The organism is Spongiactinospora sp. TRM90649 (assembly GCF_029382225.1).
Classification (GTDB): domain Bacteria; phylum Actinomycetota; class Actinomycetes; order Streptosporangiales; family Streptosporangiaceae; genus Spongiactinospora.
In genome coordinates this window covers 43,992-61,449 of sequence record NZ_JARLTC010000021.1, presented here as the reverse complement: position 1 = coordinate 61,449, position 17,458 = coordinate 43,992, and the positions used below count along the sequence as shown (strand labels likewise).

General features: G+C 68.7%; 24 protein-coding genes. 13 read left to right on the top strand and 11 right to left on the bottom strand.

Going from position 1 to position 17,458, the window contains the following annotated elements:
- Window positions 1-849: a type I methionyl aminopeptidase gene (gene map / locus P3X83_RS24065; RefSeq protein ID WP_277307453.1), complete on the bottom strand. Its 849-nt coding sequence runs from the start codon at window positions 847-849 to the stop codon at window positions 1-3.
- 44 nt (window positions 850-893) lie between these two features.
- Between map and P3X83_RS24060 the strand changes: the two genes are divergently transcribed.
- Complete coding sequence (locus tag P3X83_RS24060) at window positions 894-1,073, top strand: hypothetical protein (RefSeq protein WP_277307452.1); 180 nt, start codon at window positions 894-896, stop codon at window positions 1,071-1,073.
- A gap of 53 nt (window positions 1,074-1,126) precedes the next feature.
- On the opposite strand, the gene P3X83_RS24055 is transcribed toward P3X83_RS24060, so the two are convergent.
- The gene (locus P3X83_RS24055) at window positions 1,127-2,506 is read right to left on the bottom strand and encodes a cytochrome P450 (protein ID WP_277307451.1); all 1,380 of its coding nucleotides are present in this window, start codon (window positions 2,504-2,506) and stop codon (window positions 1,127-1,129) included.
- A 71-nt stretch (window positions 2,507-2,577) separates the two neighbouring features.
- Between P3X83_RS24055 and P3X83_RS24050 the strand changes: the two genes are divergently transcribed.
- Complete coding sequence (locus tag P3X83_RS24050; protein ID WP_277307450.1) at window positions 2,578-3,195, top strand: TetR/AcrR family transcriptional regulator; 618 nt, start codon at window positions 2,578-2,580, stop codon at window positions 3,193-3,195.
- Between the two features lie 54 nt (window positions 3,196-3,249).
- On the opposite strand, the gene P3X83_RS24045 is transcribed toward P3X83_RS24050, so the two are convergent.
- Complete coding sequence (locus P3X83_RS24045; protein ID WP_277307449.1) at window positions 3,250-3,828, bottom strand: hypothetical protein; 579 nt, start codon at window positions 3,826-3,828, stop codon at window positions 3,250-3,252.
- Between the two features lie 85 nt (window positions 3,829-3,913).
- Between P3X83_RS24045 and npdG the strand changes: the two genes are divergently transcribed.
- A complete protein-coding gene (gene npdG, locus P3X83_RS24040) occupies window positions 3,914-4,588 on the top strand; it encodes an NADPH-dependent F420 reductase (protein WP_277307448.1) in 675 nt (224 codons plus the stop codon).
- A 58-nt stretch (window positions 4,589-4,646) separates the two neighbouring features.
- On the opposite strand, the gene P3X83_RS24035 is transcribed toward npdG, so the two are convergent.
- Window positions 4,647-4,868 (bottom strand): hypothetical protein, encoded by a 222-nt coding sequence (locus P3X83_RS24035; protein ID WP_277307447.1) that lies wholly within the window; start codon window positions 4,866-4,868, stop codon window positions 4,647-4,649.
- 228 nt (window positions 4,869-5,096) lie between these two features.
- Between P3X83_RS24035 and P3X83_RS24030 the strand changes: the two genes are divergently transcribed.
- Complete coding sequence (locus P3X83_RS24030; protein ID WP_277307446.1) at window positions 5,097-5,255, top strand: hypothetical protein; 159 nt, start codon at window positions 5,097-5,099, stop codon at window positions 5,253-5,255.
- A gap of 13 nt (window positions 5,256-5,268) precedes the next feature.
- Here P3X83_RS24030 and P3X83_RS24025 read toward each other — a convergent pair whose 3' ends face one another.
- Window positions 5,269-5,694, bottom strand: a complete 426-nt coding sequence (locus P3X83_RS24025; RefSeq protein ID WP_277307445.1) for a tetratricopeptide repeat protein — start codon at window positions 5,692-5,694, stop codon at window positions 5,269-5,271.
- A gap of 35 nt (window positions 5,695-5,729) precedes the next feature.
- On the opposite strand from P3X83_RS24025, the gene P3X83_RS24020 reads away from it, so the two are divergent.
- From P3X83_RS24020 to P3X83_RS24000, 5 genes are all read left to right on the top strand, one after another.
- Complete coding sequence (locus P3X83_RS24020) at window positions 5,730-6,347, top strand: DUF6461 domain-containing protein (RefSeq protein ID WP_277307444.1); 618 nt, start codon at window positions 5,730-5,732, stop codon at window positions 6,345-6,347.
- Between the two features lie 541 nt (window positions 6,348-6,888).
- On the top strand, window positions 6,889-7,497 hold the full coding sequence (locus P3X83_RS24015; protein WP_277307443.1) for a hypothetical protein: 609 nt from the start codon (window positions 6,889-6,891) through the stop codon (window positions 7,495-7,497).
- The gene (locus tag P3X83_RS24010; protein ID WP_277307442.1) at window positions 7,490-7,963 is read left to right on the top strand and encodes a nucleoside deaminase; all 474 of its coding nucleotides are present in this window, start codon (window positions 7,490-7,492) and stop codon (window positions 7,961-7,963) included. The genes P3X83_RS24015 and P3X83_RS24010 overlap by 8 nt, the downstream gene beginning before the upstream one ends.
- An 8-nt stretch (window positions 7,964-7,971) precedes the next feature.
- Window positions 7,972-8,856: a nucleotidyltransferase domain-containing protein gene (locus tag P3X83_RS24005; RefSeq protein WP_277307441.1), complete on the top strand. Its 885-nt coding sequence runs from the start codon at window positions 7,972-7,974 to the stop codon at window positions 8,854-8,856.
- 16 nt (window positions 8,857-8,872) lie between these two features.
- Window positions 8,873-9,742 carry a radical SAM protein gene (locus tag P3X83_RS24000; protein WP_277307440.1) on the top strand — a complete coding sequence of 290 codons (870 nt, stop codon included), beginning with the start codon at window positions 8,873-8,875 and terminating at the stop codon, window positions 9,740-9,742.
- Between the two features lie 20 nt (window positions 9,743-9,762).
- Here the strand turns inward: P3X83_RS24000 and P3X83_RS23995 are convergent, their stop codons facing one another.
- Window positions 9,763-10,530: an SGNH/GDSL hydrolase family protein gene (locus tag P3X83_RS23995; protein ID WP_277307439.1), complete on the bottom strand. Its 768-nt coding sequence runs from the start codon at window positions 10,528-10,530 to the stop codon at window positions 9,763-9,765.
- A 31-nt stretch (window positions 10,531-10,561) separates the two neighbouring features.
- Entirely contained in the window at window positions 10,562-11,125 is a 564-nt protein-coding gene (locus P3X83_RS23990; RefSeq protein ID WP_277307438.1) for a PadR family transcriptional regulator, read from the bottom strand.
- Between the two features lie 138 nt (window positions 11,126-11,263).
- Between P3X83_RS23990 and P3X83_RS23985 the strand changes: the two genes are divergently transcribed.
- Window positions 11,264-11,650 carry a nuclear transport factor 2 family protein gene (locus P3X83_RS23985; protein ID WP_277307437.1) on the top strand — a complete coding sequence of 129 codons (387 nt, stop codon included), beginning with the start codon at window positions 11,264-11,266 and terminating at the stop codon, window positions 11,648-11,650.
- A 246-nt stretch (window positions 11,651-11,896) separates the two neighbouring features.
- Here P3X83_RS23985 and P3X83_RS23980 read toward each other — a convergent pair whose 3' ends face one another.
- The 3 genes from P3X83_RS23980 to P3X83_RS23970 form a co-directional block, all read right to left on the bottom strand.
- On the bottom strand, window positions 11,897-12,733 hold the full coding sequence (locus P3X83_RS23980) for a nuclear transport factor 2 family protein (protein WP_277307436.1): 837 nt from the start codon (window positions 12,731-12,733) through the stop codon (window positions 11,897-11,899).
- Window positions 12,734-12,817: 84 nt separating this feature from the next.
- Complete coding sequence (locus P3X83_RS23975; protein WP_277307434.1) at window positions 12,818-13,792, bottom strand: sigma-70 family RNA polymerase sigma factor; 975 nt, start codon at window positions 13,790-13,792, stop codon at window positions 12,818-12,820.
- A gap of 19 nt (window positions 13,793-13,811) precedes the next feature.
- A complete protein-coding gene (locus P3X83_RS23970) occupies window positions 13,812-14,045 on the bottom strand; it encodes a hypothetical protein (RefSeq protein ID WP_277307433.1) in 234 nt (77 codons plus the stop codon).
- Between the two features lie 376 nt (window positions 14,046-14,421).
- Here P3X83_RS23970 and P3X83_RS23965 point away from each other — a divergent pair, with 376 nt between their 5' ends.
- The 3 genes from P3X83_RS23965 to P3X83_RS23955 all read left to right on the top strand — a co-directional run bounded on the left by P3X83_RS23965 (window position 14,422) and on the right by P3X83_RS23955 (window position 17,039).
- Window positions 14,422-15,717: a helix-turn-helix transcriptional regulator gene (locus P3X83_RS23965; RefSeq protein WP_277307432.1), complete on the top strand. Its 1,296-nt coding sequence runs from the start codon at window positions 14,422-14,424 to the stop codon at window positions 15,715-15,717.
- Window positions 15,718-15,736: 19 nt separating this feature from the next.
- Window positions 15,737-16,537: an SDR family NAD(P)-dependent oxidoreductase gene (locus P3X83_RS23960; protein ID WP_277307431.1), complete on the top strand. Its 801-nt coding sequence runs from the start codon at window positions 15,737-15,739 to the stop codon at window positions 16,535-16,537.
- 148 nt (window positions 16,538-16,685) lie between these two features.
- Window positions 16,686-17,039: a DoxX family protein gene (locus P3X83_RS23955; RefSeq protein WP_277307430.1), complete on the top strand. Its 354-nt coding sequence runs from the start codon at window positions 16,686-16,688 to the stop codon at window positions 17,037-17,039.
- A 15-nt stretch (window positions 17,040-17,054) separates the two neighbouring features.
- Here P3X83_RS23955 and P3X83_RS23950 read toward each other — a convergent pair whose 3' ends face one another.
- Complete coding sequence (locus P3X83_RS23950) at window positions 17,055-17,261, bottom strand: helix-turn-helix transcriptional regulator (RefSeq protein WP_277307429.1); 207 nt, start codon at window positions 17,259-17,261, stop codon at window positions 17,055-17,057.
- Window positions 17,262-17,458 lie beyond the last annotated feature (197 nt).

Sequence of the window (17,458 nt, the reverse complement as noted above, 5' to 3'; positions counted from 1 at the left end):
TCAGGGGAGGGTGAGGATCTCCCGGCCGGAGTCGGTGACCAGCACGGTGTGCTCGAACTGCGCGGTGCGGCGGCGGTCCTTGGTGACGGCGGTCCAGCCGTCGGGCCAGATGTCGTAGTCGATGGTGCCCAGGGTGAGCATCGGCTCGATGGTGAACGTCATGCCCGGGACCAGAGTGGTGGTCAGCGACGGGTCGTCGTAGTGCGGCACGATCAGCCCCGAGTGGAAGGTGGTGCCGATGCCGTGCCCGGTGAAGTCGCGCACCACGCCGTAGCCGAACCGCTTCGCGTACGCCTCGATGACCCGGCCCACCACGTTGAGCTGCCGGCCCGGGGCCACCGCCCGGATCGCCCGCTCGGTGGCCTCCCGGGTGCGCTCGACCAGCAGCCTGGACTCCTCGTCGACCTCGCCGACCAGGTAGGTGGCGTCGGTGTCGCCGTGCACGCCGCCGATGAACGCGGTGATGTCGACGTTGACGATGTCGCCGTCGCGTAGCACGGTGTCGTCGGGGATGCCGTGGCAGATGACCTCGTTGATCGACGTGCACAGCGACTTGGGGTAGCCGCGGTAGCCGAGCGTGCTCGGGTAGGCCCCGTGATCGCAGAGGAACTCGTGGCCGATCCGGTCGAGCTCGTCGGTGTTCACACCCGGCGCGACGTGCTTGCCGACCTCTTCGAGGGCCTGGCCCGCCAGCTTGCCCGCCACGCGCATCCGCTCGATGATCTCGGCGGACTTCACGTCGGGCTCACCGGTCTTCGGCGCCTTTTTGCCGACGTATTCCGGCCGCTGGATGTGGGCGGGCACTTTGCGCATGGGCGAGATCCGCCCGGGCCGGAGCATTGTCGTCATGGGCGCAAGTCTAGTTGGGCCCTGGACCGGGCAGGATTCATCACGTGAGCGGCAAATGGTGGTTCTGTCTGACGCATATGCAGGTCGAGCCCGACGAAGGCTGTCCCGACAAGGACCGCATGGGCCCGTACGAAACCCGCGAGGCCGCGGCGCGCGCGCTACAGACGGCGGCCGAGCGCAACGAGGCGTGGCGGAAGGCCGACAAGGAGTGGGACGGCGACTGAGCGCGCGCGTGCGCGGCTCGCGCGCCGTCCCAGCACGATGAGCCACCCGGGGATCAGCGGGCGGGCACCGCCGTCCGCGCCCGGGCGATGACCCTTGCGCGGTCGCCGGGCATGAGCGTGACGCTCTTCAGCAGCACCGCCTCCGGACCGGCGCCCGCAGGGGCCTCAAGGTCGAAGCGGTTCAGCACCTCGCGGATGATGACGCGCATCTCCAGCAGCGCGAGCTGCGCGCCCACGCAGTAGCGGCGCCCGCCCCCGAACGGCATCCACGAACGGCGGGCGCGCTCGGCGGCCTCCTCGTCCCGGCCCTCGCCGGCGGGGAGGAAGCGCTCCGGCCGGAACTCGTCCGGATCGGGGAAGGCCGTGGGGTCGCGGTGGATGAGCGCGATCAGCGGCGCGACGTACCACCCCGCCGGGATCTCGTGCCCGCCGATCGCGAGCGGACGGTCGAGCAGGCGCGGAGCCTCGTAGACGACCGGGCGCGAACGCAGCGCCTCCTTGATCACGGCGTCGAGGTACTCGTCCCCGCCCGCCGCGAGGTCGGCTCGGAGCCGGTCCAGCACCCGGGAGTCGCGCACCAGCCGCTCGAACGTCCAGGCCAGGCCGGTGGCGGTGGTCTCGTGCCCGGCCAGCAGCATGGTGATCAGCTCGTCGCGGATCTCCTGGTCCGTCATCGGCTCGCCGTCGGCGTCACGGGCTGCCAGCAGCCGGGACAGCACGTCGGTCGCGCCCTCGACGGGCGCGGCGCGCCGCTGCGAGATCTCGTCGTGCAGCAGCGCGTCCACGGCCTCGCGCAGCACCGCCACGCGGGTGGTGGCCAGATACGGCACGCGCCGCAGCAGCGGCGAGGCGGTCATCCGCTCCCGCAGCCCGACGGGCAGCATCATGAACTGGGACGATCCGCTCTCGTCGATGAGCCGGGGGAGCAGCGTCCGCAGCCGCCCGAACCGCGCCGCGTCGTTGATCCCGAACACCAGCCGGATGATCACCTCCAGGGTGATCTCCTGCATCCGGTCGCGGAGCCGGAACGGCTCGTCCGTGGGCCAGGTGTCGAGCGCGCGGAGGGTGATCCGGGTGATCTCGTCGCGGTAGCCGGAGATCGCCCGGCCGTGCAGGGGCGGGCTGAGCAGCTTGCGGTGCCGCCGCCAGGGCTCGCCGTCCAGGCTGAGCAGCGAGTGCCGGCCGACGACCGGCTCCATGAAGTCCTTGCGCACCTGCCCGGCCCGGCCGCCGCCGTCGCCGTCGAGGGCGTAGACGCGCTCGGCCAGCTCTGCGGTGGTGATGTAAACCTCCGGCGGGAAGCCGAGGTACCTGAGCGTGAAGATCGGGCCGTGGCGGCGGGCGGTCTCGCCGAAGAGCCCCATCGGGTCGCGCAGGAACCGGTAGGTCTGGCGGAAGACCGACTTACGGGGGCCGGGCGGTGGTGAAGGCATCGTGTGTCCTCTCGTCTGATCTATTCGATCGTACGCCCTATGCATTTGAATAGATTTGTATCATGTCCTCTGTGTCACGTGAACAGCCGGTGGGCGGACACCGGGAAAGACTCCTCGCCGGGGCCATGCTGTGCCTGCGGGAGAAGGGCTACGCCGGGACCACGGTCCGCGACCTCGTCGCCGTTTCCGGCACCAACATGGCCTCGATCGGCTACCACTTCGGCGGCAAGGAGGCGCTGCTGCACGAAGCCCTGGCCGACTGCTTCGGCCAGTGGGTCTCACGCGTGGAAAAGGCGCTCTTCGACCGCGACATCACGGACGAGGGCCTGGCCGGGGCGCTGTCCCGCGCCCTGTCGGTGCTGTTCGAGGTGTTCAGGGAATCCCGCCCGATGCTGGTCTCCTTCATCGAGGCGTTCCCCCCGGCCGCCCGCTCCGAGACCCTCCGCGCCAAACTCGCGGCCACCTACGCCGAAACCCGCGCCGCGGGCGTGGCCATGGTCCGCCGCGCGGCGGCCGAGGCGGGCGTCGAGCCACCGTTCGACCCGGAGGTCTTCGTCACGGTGGTCATCGCCCTGCAGGACGGCCTGATCCTGCAATGGCTCATCGACCCGGACAACGCCCCAGACGCCCAACAGGTCATCCGAACCTTGTCCGCCCTCTCGGTGGCCCTCAACCCCCCTCCCGGCTGAATGCCGCAGGTGGCGGTGCTGCCGGTGGGCGGGGGCGGGCCGGGGTCTGGCGGGTCAGTCGATCTGGGGGCCGCTCACGCGTTCGAGCAGGCGGGCCAGGCGGTCGCGGAGGCCGCCGCCGCGACGTTCGGCCGCGGCCATGCTGACCAGGTGCTGGGCCGCGTCGAACGACAGCGGGGCGTCGGCGGGGACCGTCAGCGCGTCGTGCGCCAGGCCGCTCAGTTCCGGATCGCCTTCGTCGCCGTCGAGCGCGAGGATCGTCGCCCCGGTGCGGCGCGCGTCGTCCAGCCGTTCCAGCAGCGGGACGGAGGCCCCGTGCTCGGTCACCACGAACAGCGTCTCGCCGCGCCGCGTCGCGCGCAGCCGCTCCAGCCCGACCCGCAGATGCGGCGGCGCCCCCACCGGGACCGACCAGCGCACCAGCGTCGGCGCGAGCTGCGGCATGCCCGCCAGCCGGGCCTCGTCGTCCAGATGCGCGGCGACGTGCCACGGCTCCTCCGCCGGAGTGCCCACCACCAGCAGCCCGCCTGGGGAACGGGTCGCGCGCAGCCCGAGCGCGAACTCGCGCGTGCGCTCCACCCATCCGGTAGGAGCCAGCGCCTCGCGCAGGAATTCGACCGACGACGCGTCCATGTCCTTCATGCTGCCTCAGCGACCCCGGAGGCGCCGGGCTATTCACCTCCTGGCATGATCTGGGCTTACGGTGATTGAAGGAGTGATGATTGTGGCGGACAGTGCGATTCCCGACGTCAGCGGGCTCTCATTGGGAATCCTCGGCGGCACGGGCGACCAGGGCAAGGGCCTTGCCCGGCGCTTCGCGCTGGCCGGGCACAAGGTGCTGATCGGGTCCAGGAACGCGGAACGCGCCCAGCAGGCGGCCGAGTCGATCGGCCACGGCGTGGCGGGCGGAGAGAACGCCGCCGTCGCCACCGAGAGCGACATCGTGATCATCGCCGTGCCGTGGGACGGCCACAAGGCCACGCTGGAGTCGCTGCGCGAGCAGCTCGCGGGCAAGATCGTGGTCGACTGCGTCAACCCGCTCGGGTTCGACAAGCGCGGTTCCTACGCTCTGCCGGTCGAGGAGGGCAGCGCGGCTGAGCAGGCCGCCGCCGTCCTGACCGACAGCCGTGTCGTGGCGGCCTTCCACCACGTCTCGGCGGTCATCCTGCTCGACCCCGAGGTGCCGGAGATCGACCTGGACGTCTTCGTACTCGGCGACGACCGCGAGGCCACGGACACCGTCCAGGCCCTCGCCTCCCGGATCCCGGGCATGCGCGGCATCTACGGCGGCCGACTGCGCAACGCCCACCAGATCGAGGCCCTCACCGCCAACCTGATCTCCGTCAACCGCCGCTACAAGTCCCACGCGGGCATCCGCGTCACCGACGTCTGACCGATCGCGGTCACAGCGCCGCCGCGCCGTACGGGCACCTTGTCGTACGGCGCGGTGGTCATATCGTCGGCGAAGGCGGGCGGGGGGTGCGGCCGGTCGTTCGCATGCCGTTGCGCACCACGATCCTGAGGATGCCGGCACCGAAAACGAGAGAGCTGGCGCCCCAGCAGCGCGCCAGTGCCATGAAGCCCGCGTTCACGTGCTCGCCGTTTCCTACGGGGTCCGGGGCGAGCTTCATGGCGATCAGCGGAAGCATGAACAGGACCGGCTCGTACGGCAAGCCCTTCCAGCCGACGTCCCGCCCACCGCCGCCCGGTCACCGGCGCTCACCGGGCGCGTCACGTCTCGCCGTCACGGCACCGGCTTCCAGGGCACCGGAGTCGTGGCGATCCCTCATTCGCCGCGAAGCCCACCCCCTTGAAACGGCGTCCCACGCGATCGGCGGACCGTCTCCCGGGAATGATGGATTTTCCGTCTGGGCCCCGTGTCCGGCATAAGATCGGCCGTTATGCACGACAGCTTGAGCTTTCTATTGTTGCTGATTCCGGTGATCGCGCTCGGCCACGCGATCTACCGTTCCTTTGCCTACGGCGCCGACACCGCCACCGTCGTCCGTAACGGACTCGTCGCCGCTCTCGTCCTCGCGGTCGCGCAGCGGCGGAGTTGACGGGCGGCCCGGCTCAGACCGTGAATCCGAGGTCTCGTGCGTAGAACTCCACCGCCCGCTCATATCCGCCGACCTGCCTGCCCTCGGCGAGGAGTCGCAGCAGATCCTGGACGGCCTCCTGGTGCTTCCCTAGATTGTGCAGGGCCATCGCCCGGAACGCGCGCAGCCCCCGATCGCCGGGAAACTCCGTCAGCCCTTCGTCGAAGGCCGCCAACGCCTCCTCATAACGCCCGCACACGCGCAGCGTGCTGCCGTAGCCGGTCCACATGCCGAGTCGGTCGCTCGCGCCCGCGGCCAGCGCCCTTTCGTAATAGGGCAGCGCCTCGTGCTCGTTTCCCAGCGCGTCGTTGGCATACGCGAGCTGCCGAAGGACCTCTGGGTCGCCCTGGTCCCGAGTCAGCAGATCGGCCAGTCGCTTCCGGAGTTCCTCATCACCCATGAAGATCAGTATGCCCTCACGCTCGGGAGGATCTTATGTCAGATCTCTATATCGCCGACCACCGCCGCCCGGTCACCCGATGGCTGCCCGATTCGGCCTGCGTCACCTGGTGTTCCGGCCTCGACGTCGAACAGGTCGCTCATTGCTTCGGCGCGGAGCCGGAGAGCGCCACGCCGATGACACTCCTGGACGCCGAGATGGAGCACTACGACGAAGCCTGGCAGACCGTCCTGGTCGGTTCACTCGACGGCTGGACCCTGGCCATCGAACCGAACGGCGGCGAAGCACGCTCCACCGGTGTCCTGACCGCGCTCTCCACGGCCGGCCGGGCGTTCGGCCTCTACTGGAACGGCCCGGTGCACACCGAGTTCAACTACGCGGCACAAGGGTGCTTCATCGCAGCAGTACCCAGATCCCCCGTCACCGAGTGGCCCGCCGCCATCCAAGGCGTGGTCGCCCCGCATATCGCCGGCCTGCCCTTCCCGACCACTCCCGACGATCAATGGTTGAACTCCGCCTTCGCCCTCGCCACCCGGCTGAGCGACACCCACATGACCGTCCGGTGGCTGCACACGGAACACTCTCGCTTCGTCATATCGACCGAGATCTGCACCTTAGCCGACATCTCCCCGGCGGACGTGACCCCGCGATGAACCGGGAGTCCTGTAGCCGCGCACTCAGGTGGCTCAGCCGTTCCGGCCGATCTTTAGATCTCGTACGGGGAGGGATGCCTGGTCATTCCCTTACCTGCTGTCACACTCAGCCCATTTTCGCCTGACTCGCCCATTGGGCCCCTGGATCGTGCATAGGTCTGCAATTGCTGTGGAACGTACCAACTTGAGATCGCCGAACATGGTCAGTGCGATCACCGCATGCCAATCATTTGAAGATCACCCGTAAACATGATACAAGTCGAGATGAATGCTGATCCTCTTCCTGTGACCCCGCACGTCTATTGGCGTAGCCGGAAAGTTGAGCCGGATGATGACTGCATCGAGAGCGTCGGGTGCCGCACTGCGATGGCGTAACGCGCGGAACATCGTCGCCCTGCGTGTCTTGATAAAGCTATCCGTACCCACCACGCTGGGATTTTTTGCCAACTTGGTAGCCAATAGCGTCTCTGACGGGCAAAGACTGGCATCGGTGCCGGGTCGCCTCGGCTGGTGGAATCTCCTACTGCCCATAGGAGTTGCCTTGCTCATTTTTGACCTTATAAACGATATATTGACGCAGCGTGCCGCCGCGGCCGCCGAACGGAAGGCACACTTGGAATCCCTGAAGCGGCTGAAGGAGAGCAATCGTCAGATAATCTTATCGCTCTTACAGTTGATAGGCAGGAGCCCGCGACGCGGAAACGTCAACGTGCATCTCTTCTATGCGGACGGTGTAGACGGTCGGACGGTGCTTCGTAAAGATCGTCTTGTCTACTATGAATGTGAGGACCTGCCGCTCAACCATTCCCTTGACATAGCGTACCCCGACGTTGACGAGCTGGTCATATGTGACTCCTACAGGGGCGATGAGATAATTTACGAAGAGCTTCCGGTGACGCACCCGGAGCGGTACAACGCGCGAATCAAAAATAAGGTGGACCCGCAGATCACATGGGTGCTGGCGTTGCCCATGCACCGTGAGAACGAGACGCCGGCGGGCGTCCTGTGTGCGTTTGGAAACAAGAGGGTGCTGGCGGAGGCGGCCGTTCGCAGAACGTTTCAGGGTCTGGCGGTCGGCGTGACGGACGTCATAGTCCGCCTCAAGGTGCTGGAGACGGAAGAGGAGAAGAGGGCGGCCGGGCATGGATGACATGCATCCCAGTGAGCAGGCGATGGGGGAGGCGATAAAGATCGCTGAAGGCGCGGAGTCGTCGGGAAACTATCCGGTCGGTTCCATCGTCATAGGCGGCCGAATGACGGTCATCGGGGCGGGGTTCACCGAATTGCACTCGCAGCCGGATCCGACCGCGCATGCCGAGATACTCGCCCTTCGGCGCGCGTGCAAGGCCGTGAACAGCAGATACCTGCCCGGCTACTTCCTGTACACGACCTTGGAGCCGTGTCCGATGTGCACGTCCGCCGCGATATGGGCCAAGGTCGAGGGAATCGTCTACGGGGCGAGCCTGGAGGATGCCTTCGACTTCGCCGGCAGGTCCGGGTCGGATCACTCGTGGCGGCGGATAAACATCAAGTCGTCCTATGTGGTGGCCCGGGGCGCGCCTGTTCTCACACTTCACGAGAGATTCATGCGTGATGAGTGCCTCAAACTAGTCTGAGTGCTTCCATGTATGAGCCCTATGATTACGTTGCCATCTCGGGAGGCGTTCTGGGGTCGTTCCGTGCCTACACGGAACGCGGAGACGTGGCCTTCCGGCCCGTCTACCGGCGTGCCGGCTGTGCATGGGCGAAGCTGACGCCGTCGACTGCGGCGGCCCTGCCGGGGCGAAGACACCTGCTGCTGGACCGGGATTGTGCGCTGGCCAGGGCGGAGGAGGTCGCTCTCGTGGCCCCGTGGAGGTCCCGGGCAGTGGACGCATCAGGCTCTTATGCGAGAGACCAGCCCGCCGCGCTACGGGGGTTGGTGTCCGAGATGCACTCCCGGGGGGCTCATGCGTACCTTTACGGGTCGCGTCTGCTCGGCCGGAATTCGGCCGGCTCCGACTGGGACTTCATCGTCGAGTGCCGGGGCGATCTCGCCGAACTTCTGCGAAGCTGCAACGCCCGGCCGGACGCTTTTCCCAGATGGCCGGAGATCTCAAGTGTCGCTGCGTCGTACGAGGTCAACACACTCGGCTCGACCAGCAGGAAAGATGTTCTCAGGATACTACGGAAAGGCTGGTGCGCGCTGCGGGTCGACGGGGCGGTGGCCGACTTCTTCCTGGCGGGCAGCGGAAACAGCAGAATTCCGGACGTGCGGTCCGGAAAGGTAATTCTGACCGATTGCGAAGGTGTCATCGAGCCTGGTTCTGGACAGAGCTTCGGTATGCCGCGCTGGATACGTATACGTACCCCGACCGCGCGGATAGTGCACCTCCATCATGTCTCGTGGATACTCTGCGGGCTTGAGCGAATGGCCGGATCAAGGGTGATGCTAAGGGATGTTCTGGTAAGTGGTGCCTCTGATCTCTGGCTGAGCCCCTGGATCTCCAAGCTCTCTTTCAACGCGTAGGGATCACGCTGGGCTCATGGCTCGCCACTTCAGCACTCACTGTATGCTCTGCTGGCGCCTTTCTCGCCACTGCAACCGTGCATGTCCATTCTGCCTGTCCACCAGTGGCCCGCGCGTCGAACATCCCGAACACGATCCGTTCATGATCGCGAATAGGCTGGTGGAACTGGGAGTCGAAAAGATCTCCTACTCCGGTGGCGAGCCGTTCGAGTATCCGCTGATCGCCTCTCTGGTGCGTCATGTGCGCGTCCTGGGCATGATTCAGCTCGTCACGACGAACGGTGATCGGCTGTTGACCGGAATTCCCGAGTGGATCGGGGTGTTCGAGTACGTGAAACTCTCTTTCTATGGATCGCGTTCCTCCCACGATCGCTTGATGGGGAGTGGGAACTACGATCAGCAGTTGTCGCTGGCCAAGCGGCTCATCGCCGACCACGGTGTCATCGTGGGTGCCAACTACATGCTGTCAGCGGAATCTCTGGTCGATGTCGGGGATTTTCTCGACGACGTGGCCGTGCACGGCTTCAACGACGTGTTGTTCCAGACCTATATTTATAACCGGCGTGCACACGTCGACTCCAGGTTCGGGCTTCGGGACACGCCGCAGGCCCTGGCCGAACTGAGGGATACGCTGTCCGGCCGCGCGGATCGCCTGCCGGGAGGAATGAAAGTACACGATTACTCGCGTCGCGACTGGTTCATCGTGCTCGACGACTCGGGGCGGCTCACCCTTCCGTCGAGCACGGTGGATCAGGACTTTGTGATGGGCCGGGTGACCGATGAGACGCTCCAAATCGCCCCCGAGGTGCGCGTCTCGGCGAGGACGGCACTCGAAACTATCTGGAAACGGCGGCATGACACGGAAGCGATCATTGATCTTGGATGACCGAACGGGCCTCCGGCCGGTCATCCCCGCAGCGGTCGCAGTTCGGGCCGCTTCGCCGTTCGGCCGTCGCCGGATGAGCGACCTCGCAGGCGGCGGAGTGCCCAGGGGCCCAGGAAGGTCGTGGCCCAGACCGCCTCGGTGCGGGCGCGGCGCCAGGCGCCGGGCGGGGGAAGGGGGGAGAGGGGCTCGGTCCAGGAGGCGTCGCTGCCGGGGAGTCGCAAGGTGTGCGCCACCGCCGCCGCGATGCGGGCGTGGCCGAGGGGGGTGGCGTGCAGGCGGTCGGGGCTCCACAGGCGGGGGTCGGTGGTGACCGGGTGCGGGAAGGTGTCCACCAGCAGGGCGCCGTGGCGATGGGCCGCCGCGCGGATGCGGTCGTTGAGGTCGATGACCCTCGGCCGCAGGCGTCGCATCAGCGGGGCGATGCGGGCGACGTCGGGGAAGGTGAAGGTCACCACCTGGGCGCCGGTGGCGCGGAAGGCGGCCAGCATTGCCTCCACCTCGGCCGCGACGGCGGCGGCGTCGAAGCCCGGCCGGGGCATGTCGTTCATGCCCGCCATGACGGTCACCAGGTCGGGCCGCAGGGCGAGGGCCGGGGCGGTCTGCTCGGCCCGGATGCGGGCGGCCAGCCGCCCGCGAACCGCGAGGTTGGCGTAGCGGAACCCGGGCTCGGCCGCCGCCAGCGACTCGGCCAGCCGGTCGGCCCACCCCCGGTAGCCGATCGTCTCGTCGCCGTCGTTCATCCCTTCGGTCTGACTGTCGCCGACCGCGACGTATCTCAGGTATCCCATCGCCCCGCCTGCCTTCGTGATCGGCCGGGTGTCACTTCGCCGCCGCCGAGCGCCGCCGCAGTACGGCGAGCGCCCACTCGCACCAGCGCCGGTTCTCGTGCTCGAAGGACAGCCCGCGCGCCAGCGTCAGATAGGGGCCGATCCGTTCGGCCCCGGCGAGGAACTCGTCCTCGTCGCGATCGCCGAGCAGCCGGCCGCGCAGGCGCTCGTATCGGGCGATCTTGGCCTCGGCCCACGCCTTGCGCTCCTCGATCGCCGCGCGGACGGCGTCGGCGTCACCGGCGTCCACCGCCTGGACCTGGACCATCAGCTCCTCGCGCATCGCGCCCGGGCGGGGCGGCGTGGCGGTGAACTCGCGCAGGGCGCGCAGGCCGTCGTCGGTGAGGGAGAACAGCCGCTTGTCGGGGCGGCGCTCCTGCTGGACGACGCGCGCCTGGACCAGGCCCTCGGCGAACATCCGGTCGAGCTCGCGGTAGAGCTGCTGCGGCGTGGCCATCCAGAAGTTGGCCACCGACGCGTCGAAGCCCTTGGCCAGGTCGTATCCGGACGCCTCGCCTTCGAGCAGCGCGGCCATCACCGCGTGGCGCAACGACATGGCCCGACCATATCGCCGAGTTGACTATTCAACAATGTGACTATCGCCACGGACGCCTCGCCTGGACGCGCGCCACCTGCCGGGCTAGCGTCGCACATGATTCGCCAACATAGTCAACAAGTTGAATAGGGGGCGGACATGTCTTCGTTCCGCGAGGCCGTCGAGGCTCGGGACCTGGCGGCGATCGAGGCGCTGCTGGCCGACGACGTCGTCTTCACCAGTCCGGTCGTGTTCCGGCCGTATCCGGGCAAAGCGCTCACTGCGGCCATCGTCCGCGCCGCCGTCCGCGTGTTCGAGGACTTCCGGTACGTCCGGGAGATCGTGGACGGCCGCGACCACGCGCTGATGTTCGAGGCGACCGTGGCGGGCAAACGGGTCCAGGGCTGCGACTTCCTGCACTTCGACGACGACGGCCTGATCGACGACCTCACGGTCATGGTCCGCCCGCTGTCGGGCGCCAATGCCCTCGCCGAGGCCATGGGCGCACAGTTCGACCAGATCACCCGCGAGGCCGTCCGTACCTGACGGCCCAGGCCCGCGTGAGTACCACGCGGCCGAATGGGCCTGGCCGGGGGTCGCCGGCGTCGCTAGTGTGAACGGATGATCACCAGGGCGCCGGGCTGGTCGCCGGGAGGACCGGAGTCGCGGGCTGGTGGGGCTCTACGTGGTGTGCGGCATCGGCCGCCAGTAGACGACCACTCCATCGGGGTCTCTCGCCATGCCCCCAGAGTTCGCCTCGCCGCCCTGTCTGTGAACGGTGACGGCGCGACTTCATGGCGTCAGATCTGTTCGGGCCAGGCCCGTCGTGGGGTCGTAGGGGTAGGAGACGTGCTGGTGGACCATCGACCAGCCGTCCGCCGAGCGGCGGAACACGCGGGTGCCCCGGGACCAGCTCTCGCCGATCTCCCCGCCGGGCCGTCCAGCCGTCATCCGGTTGAGGCCCCAGGCCACGGCCAGGTCGCCGCGCACCAGGATCCGCAGGTCGGGCACGTCCCAGCCGACGGGGCCGGTCGCGGCGCGCAGCCCGGCGTCGCAGACCTCGCGGACGTCGGCAGCCCCGGTGTAGCGCAGCGGCGTCTCGTGCTCGTAGGAGACGACGTCGCCGGCGATGTGCGCCATGATGCCGTCGAGGTCTCTGGCCGAGGTGCCCTCGAACCAGTCCTGGTGGATCGCCCGGATCTCGTGCTCCGACTCGGCGTCGTCCTGGTCGCCGGTGTGGGCGAAGGAGTGGTGTTCGTGGGCGACCACCCAGCGGTCGCCGTCCCGGCGCAGGCCGATCGTCAGGCGCAGCCGTCGCTCGGGATGCCGGGCCAGCTCGGCGGGGGTGCCGCAGCGCAGCAGGGCATGGGCGAAGGCCACGTCCGCGCCCGCCGTCACCTCCAGGGAGGTGATCTCGAAGACCGCGCCGGACGCCTGCCATTCGAAGAACGGCGGCCACGTGCGGCGGTACTCGCCGAGGCCGCGCACGCCGTCGTGCGGCGGCGGGACGTCGAACATCACGATGTCGTCGGCGTGGTCGGCGAGCACGGCGTCGAGGTCGCCCGCGTGGACGGCCCGCGCCCACTCCTCGATCATTTCCTTGATCCGCGTCTCTTCGGTGGTGCCCATGTGTCTGCCCTTCTCCGGTGGGGTCGTACGCGACTACAACCCCCGGCGGACGGCGAACTCATCGCTCCGCGCCGGATCTCTTTCTCAGCCGCTCAGCTCGGCGGGTAGCCCGAAGGCCGTGAGGTCGGCCGTCAGGAACGAGACCACCTCGCTGATCAGCCCGTCGCGCAGCGCGACGACGTCGAGCCCGGCGGCCACGAAGCGGCCGGCCCCGGCGTCCCACATGTAGGTGCCGAAGGCCAGTTGGCCGTTCGCCGCCGCGCGCACGACCCGCCACCGCCGCGTCAGCGGGCCCTCGCGCAGGAAGGCGGCGATGCCGTCCGTGCCCTCGTACCAGGCGGTCAGCGGCGGCATGGAGTACCTGGCGTCCTTGGTGAGCATCGCCACGATGGCCTCGACGTCACCGGCCTCCCACGCGTCGGCGTAGCGCCGGGCGAGATCGCGGACGGCGGGCTCGCCCAGCGCGCTCAGCGTCGCCCGCTGGGTGGTCTCGGGGAGTAGGCCGTCGAGGGTGCGCCTGGCCCGTTGCAGCGCGCTGTTGACGGCGGCCACGCTCGTGCCCAGCGCGTCGGCGACCTCGGCTGCGCTGAAGCGCAGCACCTCGCGCATCAGCAGGACGGCCCGCTGGCGTCCCGGCAGGTGCTGCGCCGCGGCGACGAAGGCCAGCTCGACGCTTTCGCGGGCGAGGAGCCTGGCCTCCGGCCCGCCCGGGTACGGCTCGACCCACGCCGTCTCGGTCACGGGCGCGGTACCCGGGCTGAGGTCGGTGGGCAGCTCCCTGCGGCCCCTGCGCTCGATCTCGGTGAGACACCGGTTGGTGGCGATCTTGTAGATGAGCGGCCGGACCGCCGACGCGTCCTCGATCCGATCGACCGTCCGCCAGGTCCGGACCAGCGTCTCCTGCACCATGTCGTCGGCGTCGTGGGCGGAGCCGAGCATCCGGTAGCAGTGCGCGTGCAGCGCGCCCAGCAGCGGATCGACCAGCCGCCCGAAGGCGTCGCGATCGCCTTCGCGCGCCGCCGCGAGGTCGTCGTCCGCTGTCGTCCCGGTGCCCTTCATCCTCCCAGGATGCACGGTGTCAGGTGCGGCCGGTGCGCATCAGGATGGCGAGCTGCCCGGCCAGCGCCTGCGCCAGCTCGGCCGGGGTGGGCCGGGTGATCTTGTGGTGGATGCCGAGCGCCAGCTCCGCCAGGCCGGGCGGATCGTGCCGAGTGGCGGTCCAGACGCCGTCGATCAGGGTGATCTCCCAGCCGGGGAAGGTCTGCTCCAGGGCGGCGAGGCGGTTGCGCGTGGTCGGGGTCAGTTCGTCCATGTCACACCGCACCGTGTGTCGTCGTGGTGGGCGACCAGGGTGGTCGCGCCGTACTCGTAGCCGATCGCGCAGATCGGCAGGCGGGCCGTACGGACCCGCCCCTGCCCGCCGGGGATGTCGTGAAGCGCGCGCCGGAGGCGCTCCTGCCGAGGCCGGTGACCTCCCAGACCGCCAGCGGGTGCCGCTCCAGATCGGGTACTTGCTCGGCGTCCACGGTTGCACCTTTCCGTCACTTTGCGATTACGTAGCGTAATAGAATCGTGGACGGCGGCGGCCCGGGAAGACGTTGACCGTTGGCCTGCCGCGCCGGGGCAACGGTCAACAGGGCAACTGGGCAACAGGGCAACAGGCGGAACACCCGGGAAAGGACGGTCGAGTGGCTGCTTTCGGGGAAAAGGTTCGCGAGCTGATGCGTGAGCGCGGCTTCTCATTGCGCGGCGTGGCAAAGGCGATCAATTATGACGTCGGATACCTGAGTAAAGTGCTCAACGGTCAAAAGCCGCCGTCCGTTGCGCTGGCTCAGCGGCTTGATAACGTATTGGGTGCGAAAGGCGCTGTGGCGGCGTCGGTGCCGCCTCCGGCTTCCGCCGAGGAGGTGGACGCGACGAAACGCCGTGACGCGTTGCGGCTGGGCCTGGCCGCCACCGTCGTCCCCGAGGTCCTGCATCGCGTGCTGGGCGATTCCGTCGCCGAGGCGATGGAGTTCACCCGCCTGAGCGGTGAGAGCGTGGTGGGAAAAGGCACGCTTGAGCACCTTGAGTCTGTTGTAGCGAGTCTCAATGCCGCTTATTGCTATGGCGATCAGACCACCGCCGAACTCTTCGCGATCACCCGCGCCTATCGGTTGAAGGTCGCGAAACTCCTGCAAGGAGCGCACACCCTCGCGGAGGGGCGTGAGCTCTACGTTCAGGCGTCGTGGTTGTCGGAACTGCTCGCCTGGGCGGCCCACGATCTCGGGGCGTCACCCGCTGCCGAGGCATGGGCCGTCGACGCGTTCGAGCACGGGGATCAGGCGGGCCACGACGAGCTGTGCGCGTGGGCCACCGACGCCATGGCGTCGATCGCGTTCTACGGCGGTCGCAATGACCACGCGATCGCCGCCGCCCGCAGGGGCATCGCGAAGACGCCCGCCCGACACCCGTTGCAGATCCGGCTGCGCATGCAGGCGGCGCGCGCGCACGCCCGGGTCGGGGAGGCCGGCGACTTCCAGGCGCTGTTCGCCGAGGCCATCGCTGAGAACGATCGGCTGCCGTCCCGTCCTCCTGGGCACCTGGGGACGGACACCGCGCCGACAGTCGAGTTCTCGCTGACGAGCTACCCGGCATCGGCCTGGACCTGGCTCGGCGACTTCGAGAAGGCGCGGGGCTACGCCAGGGCGGCGGTGAGTGCGCAGGAGTCCCTGCCCCTGGGCGTGAACACGGCGGCCAGGGAGGCGATAGCGCGTGCGGAGCTGGGCATCGCCCTGGCCGAGCTGGGCACGCCCGACGAGGCCGCCGCGCTCGGGCAGCAGGCGCTGACCTGTCCCCGCCTGATCCGTTCGGTTCGCACCAAGGCGCGCGACCTCGACCGCGTTCTAACCAGGCGCTACCCCGGGCTGGGGGTCGCCCGCGACTTCCATGAGGCGTATGCCAACGCGGTGGGGAGCCGTAATGTGACGCCTGATCGTACGTGAATCACGGAGGTGTCAGGCGATGCGGCGGTTCGACGGCAGGGTCGTGATGGTCACGGGGGCGGCGCGGGGCATCGGACTCGGGATCGTCGAACGGCTGACGAGTGAGGGCGCCGCCGTCGCCGTGGCCGACCTCGACATCGAGGCCGGGCGCGCGGTCGCGGAGCGACTGACCGGCGAGGGCCGCAAGGCCGTCGCCGTGACGTGCGACGTCACCTCGCCAGAGAGCGTCGCAGCGACGGTGGGCGAGGTCGTCGAACGGCTGGGACGCCCCGACGTGCTGGTGAACAACGCCGGGGGCGGGCTGTCCCTGCCCGACTTCGACGAACTGACCACCGGAGATTGGCACCGGCAGCTCGACGTCACGCTGATGGGGGCGGTCCACTGCGTCCAGGCCGCCCTGCCGCACCTGTCCGCCTCGCCGTACGGCGGGGCCGTGGTGAGCGTCGGGTCGATCAACGGGCTGGCCCCGTTCGGCTCGCTCGCCTACTCGGCGGGCAAGGCGGGCCTGGTCAACCTCACCCAGAACCTCGCCGCCCGCTACGCCAGGCGGGGCGTGCGCTTCAACGTCGTCACACCGGGCACCACCCGCACCCGCGCCTGGGACGACCAGCCGGACGCGCTGGAGCGGATCGAGCCGACCATCCCGCTGGGCCGGATCGGACGGCCCGCCGACATCGCCGCCGCCGTCGCCTTCCTGGCCTCCGACGACGCGGCATGGATCACCGGCGTCACCCTCCCCGTGGACGGCGGCGCTCTGCTCGGCGCCGGTCGCGCCTTCCAGAACACCGACGGCGAAGGAGCCGCCGCTCACGGCGGGTAGGGCTGCCACTCCGCTGACGTTCAGGTGTGGACCTCAGGCAGTGATCAGCGGATGTCGCGGCTCCGGTCGCCTCACATTTCCAGCGGCTATTTCGTTGGACTGGTAACCGGATCGCAGGGCACCAAATGATGATCACCATGGAGGACCCATGTTCGCCGCCTACGCGACGATCACCATCTTCGGCGCACTCCTGTACGGCAGCGCAGCGGTCGTCTACCTGATCGGTCACGAATTCCCGAAGGCCCAACTGGACATCAAGGGCCTGCCGCGATCGTGGGTGCCGGTCCTGGGCATGATGCTGGCCTTGGGCGCCTTGGGGTTGCTGGGCGGGTTCGTCATCCCACTGCTGGGGACTCTGTCCGCCTACAGCCTCGTGGTGTATTTCGCCATCGCGCTTCTCGCGCACCTGCGAGTGGGGTCCAGAAAGCTTGGAAACTGGGCCTTGTTCTTCTGCACGGCGGTGGCCGCGCTGGGCGTGGACCTGCTCTACCACTGGTGGTGATCCACCCCCGGACGGTCAGAGCCGGCCCGCGTCCTGGGCGATGCGGATGGCGTCGATCTTGTTGCGGGCACCGGTCTTGGTGATCGCGCTGGTCAGGTAGTTGCGGACCGTCCCCGCCGACAGGTTGAGGCGAGTGGCGATCTCCTCGGCCGTGGCGCCGCGCGCGGTCTCGCGGAGCATGGCGGTCTCGCGCGCGGTGAGCGGGCTTTCGCCGTACGCCATGGCGGACGCCACCAGTTCCGGACGGCCGCCAGCATGTGCGGGAAGCTCGCCCAGTAGCCGCCGAAGACGAACATCGGCAGGAAGACGGCGAGCACGAGCACGACCAGGTCGATCGTGACCCCGCCGGGCGGCGCGCCCCGGAACGCCGCCCGGAGCTGCCGCACGCAGGGCACGTAGAAGGCGACCAGGCAGGCCAC